Source organism: Leifsonia xyli, assembly GCA_001647635.1.
Taxonomy (GTDB): domain Bacteria; phylum Actinomycetota; class Actinomycetes; order Actinomycetales; family Microbacteriaceae; genus Leifsonia; species Leifsonia xyli_A.
Genome location: CP014761.1, coordinates 1,580,442 through 1,595,713, shown reverse-complemented (window position 1 = coordinate 1,595,713; position 15,272 = coordinate 1,580,442). Strand labels below are relative to the sequence as shown.

General features: G+C 70.9%; 19 protein-coding genes and 1 pseudogene. 9 read left to right on the top strand and 11 right to left on the bottom strand.

The annotated features are described in order from the left end of the window. Positions 1–472 precede the first annotated feature (472 nt). Positions 473–2,167 (bottom strand): annotated as a pseudogene (locus tag A0130_07840) (cold-shock protein). A 62-nt stretch (positions 2,168–2,229) separates the two neighbouring features. Here A0130_07840 and A0130_07835 point away from each other — a divergent pair. Together A0130_07835 and A0130_07830 are read left to right on the top strand one after the other, a co-directional pair. Further along, the gene (locus A0130_07835) at positions 2,230–2,457 is read left to right on the top strand and encodes an RNA-binding protein (GenBank protein ANF31595.1); all 228 of its coding nucleotides are present in this window, start codon (positions 2,230–2,232) and stop codon (positions 2,455–2,457) included. Next, positions 2,457–3,437 carry a reductase gene (locus tag A0130_07830; protein ID ANF31594.1) on the top strand — a complete coding sequence of 327 codons (981 nt, stop codon included), beginning with the start codon at positions 2,457–2,459 and terminating at the stop codon, positions 3,435–3,437. Before A0130_07835 ends, A0130_07830 begins: the two co-directional genes overlap by 1 nt. Here the strand turns inward: A0130_07830 and A0130_07825 are convergent. Genes A0130_07825 through A0130_07795 form a run of 7 tightly spaced genes read right to left on the bottom strand, consistent with a single transcriptional unit; the run spans position 3,413 to position 7,691 of the window. Next, positions 3,413–3,886: a hypothetical protein gene (locus A0130_07825; protein ANF31593.1), complete on the bottom strand. Its 474-nt coding sequence runs from the start codon at positions 3,884–3,886 to the stop codon at positions 3,413–3,415. The genes A0130_07830 and A0130_07825 overlap by 25 nt on opposite strands. A gap of 2 nt (positions 3,887–3,888) precedes the next feature. Further along, on the bottom strand, positions 3,889–4,476 hold the full coding sequence (locus A0130_07820) for a hypothetical protein (GenBank protein ANF31592.1): 588 nt from the start codon (positions 4,474–4,476) through the stop codon (positions 3,889–3,891). 52 nt (positions 4,477–4,528) lie between these two features. Then, complete coding sequence (locus A0130_07815) at positions 4,529–5,185, bottom strand: hypothetical protein (protein ANF31591.1); 657 nt, start codon at positions 5,183–5,185, stop codon at positions 4,529–4,531. 34 nt (positions 5,186–5,219) lie between these two features. Continuing rightward, a complete protein-coding gene (locus A0130_07810) occupies positions 5,220–5,933 on the bottom strand; it encodes a short-chain dehydrogenase (GenBank protein ANF31590.1) in 714 nt (237 codons plus the stop codon). Then, positions 5,930–6,259, bottom strand: a complete 330-nt coding sequence (locus A0130_07805) for a 4-carboxymuconolactone decarboxylase (GenBank protein ID ANF31589.1) — start codon at positions 6,257–6,259, stop codon at positions 5,930–5,932. The genes A0130_07810 and A0130_07805 overlap by 4 nt, the downstream gene beginning before the upstream one ends. After that, complete coding sequence (locus tag A0130_07800) at positions 6,256–6,663, bottom strand: cupin (GenBank protein ANF31588.1); 408 nt, start codon at positions 6,661–6,663, stop codon at positions 6,256–6,258. The genes A0130_07805 and A0130_07800 overlap by 4 nt, the downstream gene beginning before the upstream one ends. After that, complete coding sequence (locus A0130_07795) at positions 6,660–7,691, bottom strand: IMP dehydrogenase (protein ANF31587.1); 1,032 nt, start codon at positions 7,689–7,691, stop codon at positions 6,660–6,662. The genes A0130_07800 and A0130_07795 overlap by 4 nt, the downstream gene beginning before the upstream one ends. A gap of 173 nt (positions 7,692–7,864) precedes the next feature. On the opposite strand from A0130_07795, the gene A0130_07790 reads away from it, so the two are divergent. From A0130_07790 to A0130_07770, 5 genes are all read left to right on the top strand, one after another. After that, positions 7,865–8,719 (top strand): transcriptional regulator, encoded by an 855-nt coding sequence (locus tag A0130_07790; GenBank protein ANF33348.1) that lies wholly within the window; start codon positions 7,865–7,867, stop codon positions 8,717–8,719. Continuing rightward, entirely contained in the window at positions 8,716–9,093 is a 378-nt protein-coding gene (locus A0130_07785) for a hypothetical protein (protein ANF31586.1), read from the top strand. Before A0130_07790 ends, A0130_07785 begins: the two co-directional genes overlap by 4 nt. Before the next feature lie 47 nt (positions 9,094–9,140). Further along, positions 9,141–9,566, top strand: a complete 426-nt coding sequence (locus tag A0130_07780) for a hypothetical protein (GenBank protein ID ANF31585.1) — start codon at positions 9,141–9,143, stop codon at positions 9,564–9,566. 10 nt (positions 9,567–9,576) lie between these two features. Then, the gene (locus A0130_07775) at positions 9,577–10,176 is read left to right on the top strand and encodes a hypothetical protein (protein ANF31584.1); all 600 of its coding nucleotides are present in this window, start codon (positions 9,577–9,579) and stop codon (positions 10,174–10,176) included. A gap of 78 nt (positions 10,177–10,254) precedes the next feature. Further along, positions 10,255–11,895, top strand: coding sequence for a multidrug transporter (locus A0130_07770; protein ID ANF31583.1), 1,641 nt, complete (start codon positions 10,255–10,257; stop codon positions 11,893–11,895). Here the strand turns inward: A0130_07770 and A0130_07765 are convergent. After that, entirely contained in the window at positions 11,861–12,850 is a 990-nt protein-coding gene (locus A0130_07765; GenBank protein ANF31582.1) for a zinc-binding dehydrogenase, read from the bottom strand. The genes A0130_07770 and A0130_07765 overlap by 35 nt on opposite strands. Before the next feature lie 113 nt (positions 12,851–12,963). Between A0130_07765 and A0130_07760 the strand changes: the two genes are divergently transcribed. Then, on the top strand, positions 12,964–13,557 hold the full coding sequence (locus A0130_07760) for a deaminase (protein ID ANF31581.1): 594 nt from the start codon (positions 12,964–12,966) through the stop codon (positions 13,555–13,557). Here the strand turns inward: A0130_07760 and A0130_07755 are convergent. Together A0130_07755 and A0130_07750 are read right to left on the bottom strand one after the other, a co-directional pair. Beyond that, the gene (locus A0130_07755; GenBank protein ID ANF31580.1) at positions 13,520–13,963 is read right to left on the bottom strand and encodes a glyoxalase; all 444 of its coding nucleotides are present in this window, start codon (positions 13,961–13,963) and stop codon (positions 13,520–13,522) included. The genes A0130_07760 and A0130_07755 overlap by 38 nt on opposite strands. Before the next feature lie 61 nt (positions 13,964–14,024). Continuing rightward, complete coding sequence (locus A0130_07750; protein ID ANF31579.1) at positions 14,025–14,849, bottom strand: alpha/beta hydrolase; 825 nt, start codon at positions 14,847–14,849, stop codon at positions 14,025–14,027. 166 nt (positions 14,850–15,015) lie between these two features. Here A0130_07750 and A0130_07745 point away from each other — a divergent pair, with 166 nt between their 5' ends. Further along, positions 15,016–15,243, top strand: coding sequence for a hypothetical protein (locus A0130_07745; GenBank protein ID ANF31578.1), 228 nt, complete (start codon positions 15,016–15,018; stop codon positions 15,241–15,243). The last annotated feature ends 29 nt before the right edge of the window (positions 15,244–15,272 follow it).

Below are 15,272 nucleotides of genomic sequence, written 5' to 3'. Positions count from 1 at the left end.
GGCCGAGGGCGGCGCGCAGGTGACCGTGATCGCGCATAGCCTCGGGGCTGCGCTGTGGCTGGGTGCGCGACCGGCGGACTCCGTCGTGGAGTCGTCCGTGGACCGCGTGCTGCTGGCCGCGCCGCCGTCCCCAGGCTTCCTCCGCGAGAATCCAGAGGTGGCGGAGTTCGCCGAGCTGACCCTCAGCCGCCCGGCGGCCGACACGCTGATCGTCGCCTCGGATGCGGACCCGTGCAATCCGGAGGGAGCAGAGGCGGTCCACGGCCGGCCCCTCGGCATCCCAGTCGTCACCATCCCCGGCGGCGGGCACTTGACCCCGGCCTCGGGCTACGGCGAATGGCCGTCGATGCTGGAGTAGTGCCTCGACCCGTCGGCCGTCATCCGTCCTCGCTGAGGGCCGAAGGTCAGCGGTGTCGCGGCTTGCGGGCGGCCGGTCGTCGCGCCGCGGTCGGTCATCCCGCCGGGCCCGTGCGCCGCGGTCGGGCCGGAGCTCGATCAGCTTGCCGCTGATCCGCGTGCCCGAGAGCCGGGACAGCGTGTCCGCCGGCAGGTCGGCCGGCAGCTCGACGATGGAGAAGTCCGGCATGATGCGGATGTGCCCGAAGTCGTCGCGGCTCAGTCCGCCCTCGTTGGCCAGGGCGCCGACGATCTGACGCGGTTCCACGTGCTGCCGCCTGCCGACCTCGATCCGGTACGGCGCCAGGGGCGTGCTGCTCCGCTCGCGACGCGCGGGCCGGTCGTTGCGGCCGCCCGCCCGCTCCGAGCGGTCGGCGCGGGAGTCACGTTCCACGCTCCGTGAGAGGGCGTCGTCGTCGGAGAGCAGGAGCGGTTCGTCGCCCTGCGCCACGACCGCGAGCGCCGCTGCCACATCCGCCTCCGGCACGTCGTGGTGTTCTACGTAGTGACCGATGATGTCGCGGAATCGCGCGATCCGATCCTCCTGGCTCAGCGCCTCCGTGATCGCGTCGTCGAAACGGGCGAGGCGCGTGACGTTGACGTCCTCGACGCTCGGTAGCTGCATCTGGGTGAGCGGCTGTCGCGTGGCCTTCTCGATGGCGGTGAGCAGGCGGCGCTCGCGCGGGGTGACGAAGCTGATCGCTGCACCGCTGCGCCCTGCTCGGCCGGTGCGGCCGATGCGGTGCACGTACGACTCGGTGTCGACCGGGATGTCGAAGTTGACCACGTGCGTGATGCGCTCGACGTCGAGGCCGCGCGCCGCCACATCCGTGGCCACCAGGATGTCGAGCTTGCCGGACTTCAGCTGGTCGACCGTCCGCTCGCGCTGGACCTGCGCGACATCCCCGTTGATCGCGGCGGCCGAGTATCCGCGGGCCCGCAGCCGCTCGGCCAGCGTCTCGGTCTCGTTCTTGGTGCGGACGAAGACGATCATGCCCTCGAAGTTCTCCACCTCGAGAATGCGCGTGAGCGCGTCGACCTTCTGGGCGTACGACACGACGAGGTAGCGCTGCGTCGTGTTCGCCGAGGTGGTGGTCTTGGTCTTGACCGTGATCTCTTCGGGATCGTGCAGGTAGTTCTTGGAGATACGGCGGATCTGCGCCGGCATCGTCGCCGAGAAGAGGGCGACCTGCTTGTCGTCCGGGGTGTCGGCGAGGATGGTCTCGACATCCTCCGCGAACCCCATCTTGAGCATCTCGTCCGCCTCATCGAGCACGAGGTACTTGAGCTCGGAGAGGTCGAGCGTCCCCTTGTCGAGGTGGTCCATGATGCGGCCCGGCGTGCCGACGACGATGTGCACGCCCCGGCGCAGCGCCGACAGCTGGACGCCGTAGCCCTGGCCGCCGTAGACCGGCAGCAGGTGCACGCCCTTCATGTGCGTCGCGTAGCTCTCGAACGCCTCCGCCACCTGCAGGGCGAGCTCGCGGGTGGGCGCGAGCACGAGCGCCTGCGGGGACTTCTGGGACAGATCGAGGCGGGACAGGATGGGCAGCGCGAACGCGGCCGTCTTGCCCGTTCCGGTCTGCGCGAGCCCGACGACGTCCCGGCCCTCCATGAGGAGGGGGATGGTGGCTGCCTGGATGGCCGACGGCGTCTCGTAGCCGACGTCCTTGAGGGCTTTGAGCACGGGGCCGTCGAGTCCGAGGTCGGAGAAGGTCAGGGCGTCGTCGGCGGTGTCGTCATCGCGGGGCGAGTCTCCGTGCATGGTCATCGTCCAACGGTAGCCCGGGTGGGGACCCAGCGCACGCGGGTCGGCTCGACTAGCATGCGGAGATGGCCACGTCTTCCCCGATCGCCGACGTCTCGATCGGCGGTACGTCGATCCGCCTGGGGCAGTTCCTGAAGTTCGCCGGACTCGTCGACTCCGGGGGAGACGGGAAAGAGGCCATCGCCGACGGCCTGGTCACGGTGAACGGCGAGGTCGACCGCCGTCGCGGGCGGCAGCTGCAGGTCGGAGACGTCGTCGCCGTCGACGGACGCCGGGTGCGGGTCCGCCCCTGATGCGACGCGTCCTGGTGCTCGGCGGCACCGGCTGGGTGGGGCGCGCCATTGTCGGCGCGCTGCTGTCGTCCGGTGCGGAGGTCGTCTGCCTGGCGCGCGGCGAGTCGGGCGCCGTCCCGGAGGGCGCGCAACTGGTGCCTGCCGACCGCCGTGACCCTGCCGCCTACGACCGCGTGCGCGGCGACTGGGACGAGGTCATCGAGATCGCCTACGCCCCCGAGCTCGTCCGGCCGGCGCTCGATGCGCTCGCCGATCGGGCCTCCCACTGGACGCTCGTGTCGACCGTCTCGGTCTACGCGCGCAACGACGAGCCGGGCGCGGACGAGACGGCCGCCCTCGTCGAGCCGACCGACCTCGACCAGTACCCGGACGCCAAGGTCGCCGCCGAGCGGGCGACCTCAGCGTGGCTCGCCGACCGTCTCCTCATCGCGCGACCGGGCCTCATCGTCGGACCCGGCGACCCGACCGACCGGTTCGGCTACTGGCCGGCGCGCTTCAGCCGCCCCGGGCCGGTGCTCGTCCCGACTCCTGCCGGCCGGTTCGTGCAGGTCATCGACGTGGCGGACCTCGCGGCCTGGATCGCGCAGGCGAGCATCCAGAGGACGGTCGGCACGGCCAACGCGGTGGGGGAGCCGGCGCCGATGGGCGACGTCCTCCGCCTGATTGCCGAGGTCGCCGGTTACCGGGGCGACCTCGTTGAAGCCGACGACGACACCCTGCTCGCCCAGGGCGTGAACTACTGGGCCGGCCCGCGGTCCCTTCCTCTCTGGCTTCCGCTCGCAGACGCCGGGTTCGCTCGGCGCTCGGCGACGGCGTTCCACGAGACCGGCGGACGGCTGACCCCTCTCGAGCAGACGGTCGCCCGCGTTCTCGCGGACGAACGCGCGCGGGGCGTCGACCGGGAGCGGCGCTCGGGTCTGTCGGCATCCGAGGAGCGCGCGGTGATCGGTGCTGCTCAGGATCGCAGCGCCCGCAGGTAGCGGTGCTTGGCCACCCGCTGCGCCACCAGGAGAAGCGGGAAGAGGAGGTGCCACGGCTGCTGCGGCGCTCGCCGCGTCAGCGAGCGGACGGTGAGGTCGATCGTGCCGTCGGCGGCGCGCTGGAGGATGAACGCCTCCTCGCCGTCGACCGGATGCCCGGGCAACGTCCGATAGGCGAAGCCCACCCGGTCGGGCGCCTCCACGACGGAGACGACCTCCACCGGCTCCACGACGGTCATGCCGAGCAGGCTCACGTGGATGCGCTCGGGGCGTCCGGCCTGCACCGGCCCCACCGCCTCGACCCGGAAGCCGCTCCGCGTCTTGACCGCCCAGCGGAGGAGGTCGTGCGTCATCCGGCGCCAGTCACCGTCACCGTTCCCGACGGTGGCGGACACCTCCGCGCGCCGGTAGGCGGGGTCGCTGGGCGCCCAGGCGGGCGCCTCCGGCATCGTCACTCCCACACCTTCCGGCTGTCCGCCGCGCGCGCTCGTAGCGCTCCGCCGTCGAGGACGACCCGCGACTCCGGGATGCCCTCGGCCGGCCACTGCGTGACGATCTCGAGCGGGCCCTCCGGCCGGAGCGGGTAGAGCCACATCGCATCGAGGTACACCGTGTAGTCGGGGCCGCCGGAGCCGCCGCCGCCGGTCGGGGCCAGCGAATGAGCCTCCGCAGGCTTCTCGTCCGGGTTCCACCCCGGGCCGTCGAGGAGGAGGTGCTGGCCGTCGCCGAGGGCCATGCCGTAGCGCAGCCGGTCCGTGTCGCCTCCGGGGAAGGATGCGTGGGACGACCACTGGCGCTCCTCCCATTCCCTCCGGCTGCGGTCGCCGCGACGGGAGCGCCGGTCGATGACGATCTCGACTCCGTTCTGGAAGACGCGCGCGTGCGACACCACGATGGCGACCGTGTCGGTCACCGCGAGCGCCTCGCCGATCGGGACGATCGCGGGCACCTCGTCGACGGGTGCGTTCCAGCGCGGGTCCTGCTCGATCTCGGGCGGTTCGAGCTCGTCTTCGGGCGGATCCGGTGGGAAGAAGTCCATGGCGTCCTCTCGGTCGGGGTGGATGGGGATGGGTGGGTGCGGTGGATGCGCGTCAGCCGCCGGACGCGCCGCCGGGCATCGCACTGCCGGTGAGCTCGTGGCGCGAGTACGTGTAGACGAAGCAGTCGTAGCGGCGGTCGCCGCTGTCCCACGCGGCGGCGGTCGCCGGGTAGCGGAGGTCGGTCATGACGTCCTCGCCCCAGATCGCCACCCAGTGCCAGTCGAGGCCGGGCGCGGCGCACAGGTCGCCGACCTGCGTGTCGAGCGCAGCGGTCCCGGGGAAGGGCGCGCCGGTCGGCTCCGGCAGCACTCCTTTCGATGTCAGCTGCGCGATATGCGGAGCGGAGCAGTCGACCACAGGATAGGCGTCCGCCCACTTCGACGGGTACACCTGCAGGCAGTCGCCGGGCCGGAGCGTGTCGACGGGCTGGGACGGCACCGTCGCGACCTGCGTCGGCGTGGGCCGGGGCGGAAGGCCGAGCGGCCCGGGCGCGGGGGAACCGCGCGGGATGGCCGGGGCCTGCGTGACGGACGCGTCGGACGCGGACCCGCTGAACGCGGCGCCCACCGTCACCGCGCCGACGACGCCGAGACCGACCATCGCCGCCACCGTGATCGCCGCGAGGACGACCCACCCGCGTCGCGACAGTCCGCGCGGCTCGGCGTCCGGTGAGACGTCGGCGCTCGCTCCCCCGCGGTCGTCGTTCACGCCGTCATCCTACGGCGCGGGCTGTGGACGGGGTTCAGCGGCCCAGCTCGACTCCGGTCACGTCGGCCAGGCGTTCGACGAGCCGTGCCTGGAACGCCGGATCGGTCGCCGCCGGATGCGGGGCCCTCGCCTGCCGGTGGTACCAGTAGCCGCCGGTGATCGGGTCGATCGAAGCCGCGTCGGCGGTGGCGAGCCACTCCTGGGTGCGATGTCCCTCCTCGAGGCTGTCGGGAGCGCCGCGGCCGCCCATCCGGGTGGGGACCCATCCGGGATCGACGGCGTGCGAGAGCGTGTCGCTGTTGTCTGCGAGCCACATCGCAAGCGCGGTGACGAGGAGCTTGCTCGTCGAGTAGTCGCCGCGGCCGGCGAAGGCGCGGTCCAGGTCGGGAGAGCCGGACCGGTGCATCCCGCTGCTGAGCACGATGGACCGGTCCGGGGGAGTGAGCGACGCCATCAGGAGGTACGGTGCGACGACGTTGACGGCGGTCACCGGACCGTCGATCACGCCGGCGTTGTGGATGACGGCGTCGAAGCGTCCGAGGTCGTTCGCCTGACGCGCCACGTCGAGCACGGCGGAGGCGTCGGCCAAGTCACCGAAGACGAGCGCGTGCATCCGATCGGCGACCTCCGGGTCCGTCAGCCGGTCGGGCCGCCGTGCGTGGAGCACCACCCGATGGCCGGTGCGGGCCAGGGAGTCGGCGGTCGACAGGCCGAGGCCGGTGGAGGCGCCGGTCACCAGGATCATCATGCGGAGGCGCCCCCGTCGTCGAACAGCTCCTTGGCGACGGTCATCGCCGACATCGCCTTCGGCCAGCCGGCGTAGAACGCGAGGTGCGTGATCGACTCGATCAGTTCCTCCTGTGTCACGCCGTTCTGCGCGGCGAAGGGGAGGTGGAAGCGCAGCTGGTCGACGTTGCCGCCGGAGAGCAGGGCGGTGACGGTGATGAGGCTGCGGTCGCGCTTCGACAGCCCCGGCCTCTCCCAGACCTCGTCGAACAGCACCTCGTCGGTGTAGTGGACGAGGCCGGGGGCGAAATCGCCGAACGCGCGTCGTCCGCCGGTCCAGCCGCTCATGAGACCCTCCCCTCGTACTCGGCGTCGGTGATGTGCTCTTTCCAGGTGGTGGTGTCCGCAGGGTCGTCGGCGGACTCGAGCATGGCGATGTGCTCCATGAAGCAGCCCGGCACGGCGGCGTGCCAATGGTCCTGGCCGGGCGGCGTGTAGAGCGTCTGACCCGGATGGACCTCGATGATGTTCCCGTCGCGGTCGCCGAACCGGGCGACCCCTGCGGTGACGCGCAGGTACTGCCCGCGTGCGTGGCTGTGCCAGGCGGTGCGGGCGCCCGGGGCGAAGCGGACCAGCGCGACCGTCATCCGCTGGTCTCCGTCGTGCGGGCCGGCGATCGGGTCGACCCAGACGTCGCCGGCGAACTGCTCCGGCGGATTCTTCACCGTGGGCGGGGTGGGTTCGATGTTCATGCTTGCTCCGTTTCCAGCAGCACCTTGATGGCGCGACGCTCATCCATGGCCCGGTAGCCCTCCGCCGCGTCGGCGAGCGGGAGGGTGAGGTCGAACACCTCACCGGCGTCGAGCTCGTCATTCATGATCGACTCGATCAGCTCGGGAAGGAAGCGGCGGACGGGGGCGGGGCCGCCGTGCAGGTGCACGCCGGAGAAGAACAGCTCCTCGCCGGGCAGCTCCACGTCGTGCGAGACGCCGACGTAACCGACGTGCCCTCCGGGGCGCGTGGCTCTGATCGCCTGCATCATCGACTCCTGTGTCCCGACGGCTTCGATCACGGAGTGCGCGCCGAGCCCGTCGGTCAGGGCCTTGATGGCGGCGACGCCCGCATCCCCACGCTCCTCCACGATGTCGGTCGCCCCGTAACGGCGGGCGAGCGTCTGCCGGTCGGCGTGACGGCTCATGGCGATGATCCGTTCGGCGCCGAGCTGCTTCGCGGCCAGGATGCCGAGCAGCCCGACCGCGCCGTCACCGACCACAGCGACGGTCTTTCCCGGGCCTGACTCGGCCGCGACCGCGGCGAACCAGCCGGTGCCGAGCACATCGGAGGCGGCGAGGAGGCTGCGCATCTGCGCCGCGGTCGGGGTGCCGGGCACGACCACGAGGGTGCCGTCGGCCAGTGGAACGCGCAGCTTCTCGGCCTGGGTGCCCAGTGCACCCATCGGGAACGCGTGGACGCACCGGGACTGGTACCCGGCCCGGCAGATCTCGCAGGTGTTGTCGGAGGCGAAGAAGGAGCCGACGACGTAGTCGCCGACCTTCACGTTCGTGACGTCCTCGCCGACCTGCTCTACGACGCCGACATATTCGTGGCCCAGCGGCGTGGGCTCGGTGACGGCGTCGGTTCCCCGATACGGCCAGAGGTCCGAGCCGCAGATGCAGGCGGCGGCGACGCGGATGATCGCGTCCGTCGGCTCCTCGATCCTCGGGTCGGGGCGCTCCTCGACGCGCACGTCGCCGGGTGCGTACATGACTACTCCACGCATGTCAGGGTTCCTTCCGTTGCGGTGTGGATGGTGTCCACGACATCCACTGCACCGCACTCCGCGCGGCACAGGGAGTCCCTGCCGTGAGGTGTACTGGCAGGGCATCCCTCGTGACCGCCACCCGGCCTAGCCTGGGTCGCATGGACAATCGAGCGGACGTGCGCGAGTTCCTCATGTCGCGCCGCGCCAAGCTCACGCCCGAGCAGGCGGGGCTGCCGGCCGGCACCGGCCGACGGGTGGCCGGTCTGCGTCGCTCGGAGGTCGCGATGCTCGCCGACGTCAGCGTCGAGTACTACTCGAAGCTCGAGCGCGGTGCCATCGCGGGCGCCTCGGCCGGTGTCCTGGATGCGGTGGCTCGGGCGCTGCAGCTCGACGACACCGAGCGCGCCCACCTGTTCGACCTCGCGCGAGCGGCCGACGGTATCCCGCTCTCCGGGCGCCCGCGCCGCCGGAGTGTCAAGAGCCCGGCCGCGCGTCCGAGCCTGCACTGGGCGTTGGAGGCGTTCACCGACGGCGTCGCCGTGGTGCGCAATGCGCAGTCCGACGTGATCGCCTTCAACGCTCTCGGGCGCGCCTTCTACTCGCCGATGATCGGCGACGGCGGACGGACGCCGAACTTCGCGCGGTTCCAGTTCCTCGACCCCGCCTCGCGCGACTTCTACCCGGACTGGGACCTCTTCGCGGACATGTGCGTCGCCATGATGCGCGCCGAGGCCGGCCGCGACCCGCACAACCGTGCGCTGCAAGACCTCGTCGGCGAACTGTCGACGCGCAGCGACACGTTCCGGCAGCTGTGGGGCGCGCACGACGTGCGGACGCACGGGGCGGGCACTAAGCGGTTCCACCATCCCGTCGTCGGCGACCTCACCCTCGCCTACGAGGAGCTGGCGATCACGGCGGAGCCGGGCCACGTGATGCTCGTCTATACCGCAGAGCCCGGATCGCCGTCGGCCGAGCGGCTGCGGCTCCTCGCATCGTGGGCCGTCGAACAACCCGCCCACGACCGATCGATCACGGAGGAAGCATGACCACCTGGACCGCCGACGAGCTCGGTGCGATCGCATCCACCGACGACTTCCACATCGCCCCGTTCCGCGCGGACGGCGCCACGCTCGGCACCCCGACGTGGATCTGGTCGGTGGTCGTCGACGGCGGGGTGTACGTCCGTGCCTACAACGGCACGGCCTCGCGCTGGTATCAGTCCGCGCGGAGTCAGCGAGCCGGGCGCATCATGGCGGGCGGGGTGGAGAGGGATGTCGCGTTCACCCCGATCGACGACGACGACGCGCTGAACGACCGCGTCGACGCCGCCTACGAGGCGAAGTACGGCACCAGCCCCTACTACCCGCCGATGGTCACCGCCAAGACCCGGGCGGCGACGGTGCGCGTCGACCCTCGCTGAGGCCGTCCCTCTCGACGCCCGCACCCGTGCTCGGGCAGGATGTGCGCATGGCGACCCTGAGCAACATCGTGTTCTACGCGAACGACCCGCAGCGGCTGGCCGACTTCTGGTCGGGGGTGTTCGGGTATCCGCCGCAGCGCATCGAGGGGGAGTTCCGCGAGCAGCTGCTCGCAGGGGGCCTGACGGACGCCGATCTGGCCAAGCGGGCGGTCGCGGAGAGCCCCGACGGCAGCGGTCCGCGGGTCTTCTTCCATCACGCCAGCGGGCCGAAGACCGGGCGCAACCGCCTCCACATCGACGTTCGCGCCGTGGAAGGGCGACCCCCGACGGAGGACGAGCTCGACGCCGAGAAGGACCGACTCGTCGGTCTGGGGGCCACCGTCTTCCGGCTGATCGAACAGGACTGGGGTCCGTTCCACGAGCGGTACTACCAGATGCTCGATCCCGAGGGCAACGAGTTCGACCTGCAGTGACGGCCGCGCGATGTCGAAGACGAGGCTGGAGGCGTTCAGCGACGGCGTCCTCGCCGTCGCGATCACACTGCTCGTCCTCGACCTGCACCTGGAGCCGGGGAAGGGCGAGAGCCTTCTCGAGCAGCTCGCGGCGGCGTGGCCGTCGTTCGCGGCCTACCTGGTGAGCTTCTTGGTGATCGGCGTGATCTGGGTGAACCACCATTCGATCCTCCGGCTGGCGCTCTCCGTCGACCGGGTGCTGCTGTTCTGGAACCTCGTCCTGCTGATGTTCGTGACCACCATCCCGTTCACCACCTCCACGCTCGCGGGCGCGCTCGCCGACGGCAGTGCGGAGGACGTACGGGTCGCCGCGGTGCTCTACGGCGGAGCGTCGACGGGGTTCGCGGTCGCGTTCACGTTCCTCTACGCGCGCATCCTTCTCACCCAGGTGCGGGCGGGGGCGATGGATGCGTCCCAGCGCGCTGCAGCGCTGCGCCGGTTCGGCGTCGGCACGCTGTTCTACCCGGCCCTCACCCTCGTCGGGGTGCTGTACGCGCCGGCGATGCTCGTCGGATTCGCCGTGCTCAGCTTCTACTACCTCTTCAACCAGACCGGTCTCACCGAGGAGTGACGACCCCTCCCGCCGAGCGCTGCATCGCGCTACCATGAAGGTCAGCTGGCTGATTGGTTTCTTAGCGAGGGAGTTTGCATGTCGCCTCGGAAGCGTTGGGCAGGGCTGGTCTTCATCAGCATCGCGGTCGCTCTGATCATCGTCGACTCCACGATCGTCAACGTCGCCATCCCGTCGATCGTCGACGAGCTCCACATCGGCTCGACCGGCGTGCAATGGGTGCAGGAGTCGTACACGCTGGTCTTCGCCGCGCTCCTCCTGGTGTTCGGCACGCTCGCCGACCGCTGGGGGCGCCGGCGGATGCTGCTGATCGGCGTCGGGATCTTCACCCTCGCTTCCGTCGCCGCCGCCGTCGCGCCGACCGGGGCGTTCCTGATCGGCGCCCGCCTCATTCAGGGAGTCGGCGGCGCGATGATCCTGCCGACGACCCTCTCGCTCATCAACGCGACCTTCCGCGGGCGGGAGCGCGCCCTCGCGTTCGCCGTCTGGGGGTCGACCATCGGCGGGATGACGGCCCTCGGACCGCTCCTCGGCGGCTGGCTGACCACGGCGTTCTCGTGGCGCTGGGCGTTCGGGATCAACATCCCGCTCGGCATCCTGATCGTCGTCGGCGTGCTGGCGACCGTGCAGGAGTCGCGCGACACCCGTCATGCCGGAGGCGTCGACTGGATCGGCGCCCTGCTGTCGGTGGTGACCAGTGCGTCCCTCGTCTTCGGGCTGATCGAGGGCCGCACCTACGGCTGGTGGCTGGTCGACACGCGGCCGGCCGTCGGGGACTGGACCTGGCCCTGGGCGATCTCGCCCGTGCCGATCGCGTTCGCGGTGTCGATCGTCGGCGGCGTGCTCTTCGTGCTGCGGGGGCGCGCGCGGCTGCGGGCCGGGCGAAGCACCATGCTCGCGCTCGACCTGTTCCGCATCCCCTCCTTCCGCAACGGGAACATCGCGGCGACGATCGTGTCCCTCGGCGAGTTCGGGATCGTGCTGGCGTTGCCGATCTGGCTGCAGAACGTGCTCGGCTACAGCGCGCTCGACACGGGCCTCATCCTGTTGGCGCTCGCGATCGGATCGTTCGTGGCGAGCGGCTTCGCGGGCGCCTTCGGCAACCGCATCCCGGCCGTGACGGTCGTGCGCGTCGGCCTCGTCGCCGAGATCGTCGGCGTCGCGGGGCTCGGATTCGTCATCTCCCCGACGACGCCGTGGGGTGCGCTGCTGCCGTTCCTCTTCGTCTACGGCTTCGGCGTGGGCCTCGCGACCGCCCAGCTGACCGGCGTCGTTCTCCGGGATGTGCCGGTCGAGCAGAGCGGTCAGGGGTCCGGGACGCAGAGCACGGCGCGACAGATCGGCTCGGCGTTGGGCATCGCGGTGCTCGGGACGGTTCTGTTCGCCTCCGCGACCGCGGTGCTCGACAGCAGCCTCCAGGATCGCGGGCTCCCGGCCGCGCAGCGGGATCAGGTCGTCTCGGCGGTGATCGACAGCTCCGGCGCGGCGATCGCCGGTCTTGAGAAGGACCCGCGGACGGCGCCGATCGCCGAGGACGCGAAGGTCGCCTTCAGCGACGGCACGCGCTGGGCCGCGTTCTCCGCCGCCGGCTTCCTCGTGGTCGGCCTGGCGGCGACGCTGTCGCTCGGCGGCCGGCGAGAGAGGGAGGGCGAGGAGACGGGGGAGGAGCAGCCCGCCTCCGCGCTCAGCCCCGCGCCTCCTGCACGTCCCGCGCCTTGAGCGTGCGGTATGTCGTGACGGGATGCGTCCCCAGCACGATCTTGCCGCGCGAGTGCAGGTTCTGGAGGTCGTCGTAGGCGTACCGGATCTCGTCCAGCGGGTAGAAGCCGGAGATGAGCAGCGTGAAGGCCCGCTCGTCCGCGAGCTGCGCCAGCCGCGCGAGCTGGGCCGTGCCGTGGGCGACCGACTCGGGGTCGTCCTGTAGCAGCCGCAGCTCGGTGTCGCGGCGGTCCTCGCTCGACCGGTAGCGGGAGGCGGGGACCCCCAGCGACTCTGCCAGGGCGCGTCCATCCTGGCCGAAGTTGTCGATGAGCGCGGTGACGCCGTTCGGCGCCTTCTCGCGGATGCGCTCCTCGATCGCCTCGCCGTAGCGCACCGGCGTGATGCCGAGCTGGCGGAGGTAGTCGAAGTTGCGGTCGCCGCAGGTGCCGATGACGCGCGCGCCGCGGTGCTTCGCGAGCTGCGCCTCGATGCTGCCGACCCCGCCGGCGGCTGCGGAGATCACGACGGTGTCATCCGGCCCGATGCGGAGGTCGTCGAGGGTATCCAGAGCGGTCACGCCGGCGAGGTAGAGGCCGCCCGCGACTTCCCACGCGACGTGAGGCGGCTTCGGCACGAGCGCGGCGGCCGGCACGACGATATGCGTGGCATGGGCTCCACTGCGGACGTGACCGATGACGTCGGCGCCCTTCCGGAACCGTCCGGCCGCGTCCCCGGTGACCACGATGCCGGCGAAGTCGCTCCCCGAGCCGCGCGGGAAGGGCTCGTCGGCCCACGCCTCCTCGCGGCCGCTGCGGATGAACCCGTCGATGTGGTTGATGCCGGTGGCGACGACCTCGACGAGCACTTCGTCGGGCGCGGGCGTGGGGAGCGGACGCGTGCGCTTCTCGAGCACATCCACATCCCCGTTGGCGTCGTACTCGACGTACATCGTCTCTTCGGACTTCCTCGCCATGGGGTGCTCCTTTCGCCGGGGCCGTTCCGCCCGACGCCAGAATATGCCTAGCCCGGCTAGAAACTCTATAGGCTACCGTTCAGGTTGACGCCGACCCGGACTAGCGTGAAGGCGTGCTGATCTACTCGATGGGCGTCTCCGCCGACGGCTTCATCGCCGACGAGCAGGGCGGCTTCGACTTCACCGCGCCGGGCGACGAGCAGTTCCGGTTCCAGGTGGCGCAGATCGGCCGGCTCGGCGGGTACCTGATGGGCAGGAAGCTCTACGAGACAATGCGCGTGTGGGAGACGGACGAGTCGCTCCGGACGCCGGGCGTCGCCACCGTGTTCGCGGACACGTGGGCCGCGCTGCCGAAGGTCGTATTCAGCCGCACCCTCACTTCCGTCGACGGCAACGCCCGCCTCGCGACCGGGACGGTCGAGGACGAGGTCGCTGCGGCCCTCGCCTCGACGGCGGGAGACGTGTCGATCGGCGGCGCGGACCTCGCCGCCGAGGCCATCCACCTGGACCTCATCGACGAGTACCGCCTCTTCCGCTACCCGGTCGTGATCGGCAACGGGACGCGCTACTGGCCGCCGCTCGAACGCCGGATGCCGCTCACACTGGTCGGCACCCGGACGTTCGGCGGGCGGGTCGTCTATGAGGAGTACCGCCGGCTCCGCTACGACGTCACGCCGGGTTCCGTCGCAGGTCCTGCGCCAGCATGACGATGATGCCGCTCGGCCCGCGCAGGTACGTGAGCCGGTAGACGTCCTCGTACTGCGCCACGCCTCGCAGGGGCTCGCAACCGTGCCTCGCGGCGATGTCCAGGGCGGCGTCCAGGTCGTCGACCTGGAAGGCCACGCGGTGCATCCCGATCTCGTTCGGCAGCGTCGGCGCGGTCTCGATCGCATCCGGGTGCAGGTACTCGAACAGCTCGAGTCGGCCCCCGCCGTCCGGCGTCTGCAGCATCGCGACCTTCGCGTGGTTGCCGTCGAGTCCGACCGCGGTGTCGGCCCAGCCGCCGCTCACCGTGTCGCGGCCGAGCACGGTCAGCCCGAGGTCGGTGAAGAACGACACGGCCTCGTCGATGTCGCGGACCGCGATGCCGACGTTCTCGAGTCTGATGTCCATGCTGCATGGTACGGCGAGGGGCCGCCGCCCGATCGGACGACGGCCCCTCGGCGCGGGACGGCTAGGACTGCAGCCACTCCAGCAGGTCGGCGTTGATCGTGTCCGCCTGCGTGGTCGGCATGCCGTGCGGGAAGCCCGGGTACGACTTCAGCGTGCCGTTCTGCACGAGCTTCGCCGAGAGGGGGCCGGAGTCGGCGTAGGGGACGATCTGGTCGTCCTCGCCGTGCATCACCAGCACCGGCACGCTGATCTTCTTCAGGTCCTCGGTGAAGTCGGTCTGCGAGAAGGCGACGATGCCGTCGTAGTGCGCCTTCGCGCCGCCCATCATGCCCTGACGCCACCAGTTCTCGATGATCGCCTCCGACGACTCCACACCGGGTCGGTTGAAGCCGTAGAACGGACCGGACGGCAGCGCCCGGTAGAACTCCGACCGGTTCTTCGCGAGCTGCGCCTGCAGGTCGTCGAAGACGCTCTTCGGCAGGCCGCCGGGGTTGTTCTCGGTCTGGACCATGATCGGCGGTACGGCGCTGATCAGCACAGCGCGTGCGACGCGGTCCTCGCCGTAGGTGGCGATGTAGTGCGCGACCTCGCCGCCTCCCGTGGAGTGGCCGACGTGGATGGCGTCGTGCAGGTCGAGCGCCTCGACCACCGCCCGCAGGTCGGCGGCGTAGTGATCCATGTCGTGGCCCTCGCCGGTCTGGGTCGAGCGGCCGTGGCCGCGGCGGTCGGCGGCGACGACGCGGTAGCCGTGCTGCAGGAAGAACAGCAGCTGCGTGTCCCAGTCGTCGGCCGACAGTGGCCAGCCGTGGCTGAAGACGATCGGCTGACCGGTTCCCCAATCCTTGTAGAAGATCTCGACGCCGTCTGACGTGGTGACTGTGCCCATGGTTCCCTCCGGATGAGCTTCGCGATGCTGTGGGACGGTGCTGCAGGAGTGTGGATGCGTTCCCACCGTAACTTCCGGTCGTTATGGGATGCCAGGGTCTCGTGTGAACAACGCATGACAAACGTCACGGCCGGCCGTCCGCGGGCGGCGCCCCTATGATGGCCGCATGACCGACCCGACGCAGGACCAGCTCGAGGCCTCCGACAAGCTCGAGAAGCGCACCGTGGGCGACGAGCTGCGGTACTACGTGAAGAACATCCGCGAGCACTGGCCGGCCGTCGTCGAGCAGCATCCCGACGCCGCAGGGCACGAGGCATGGTGGACGGCGGACGGGAAGTTCCACGCGACGCACGACCAGCTCCGCCGGGATGCGATGCTCGGCGGCATCGTCTGACAGGCTGTACACGTCGGCGTCATCATGCC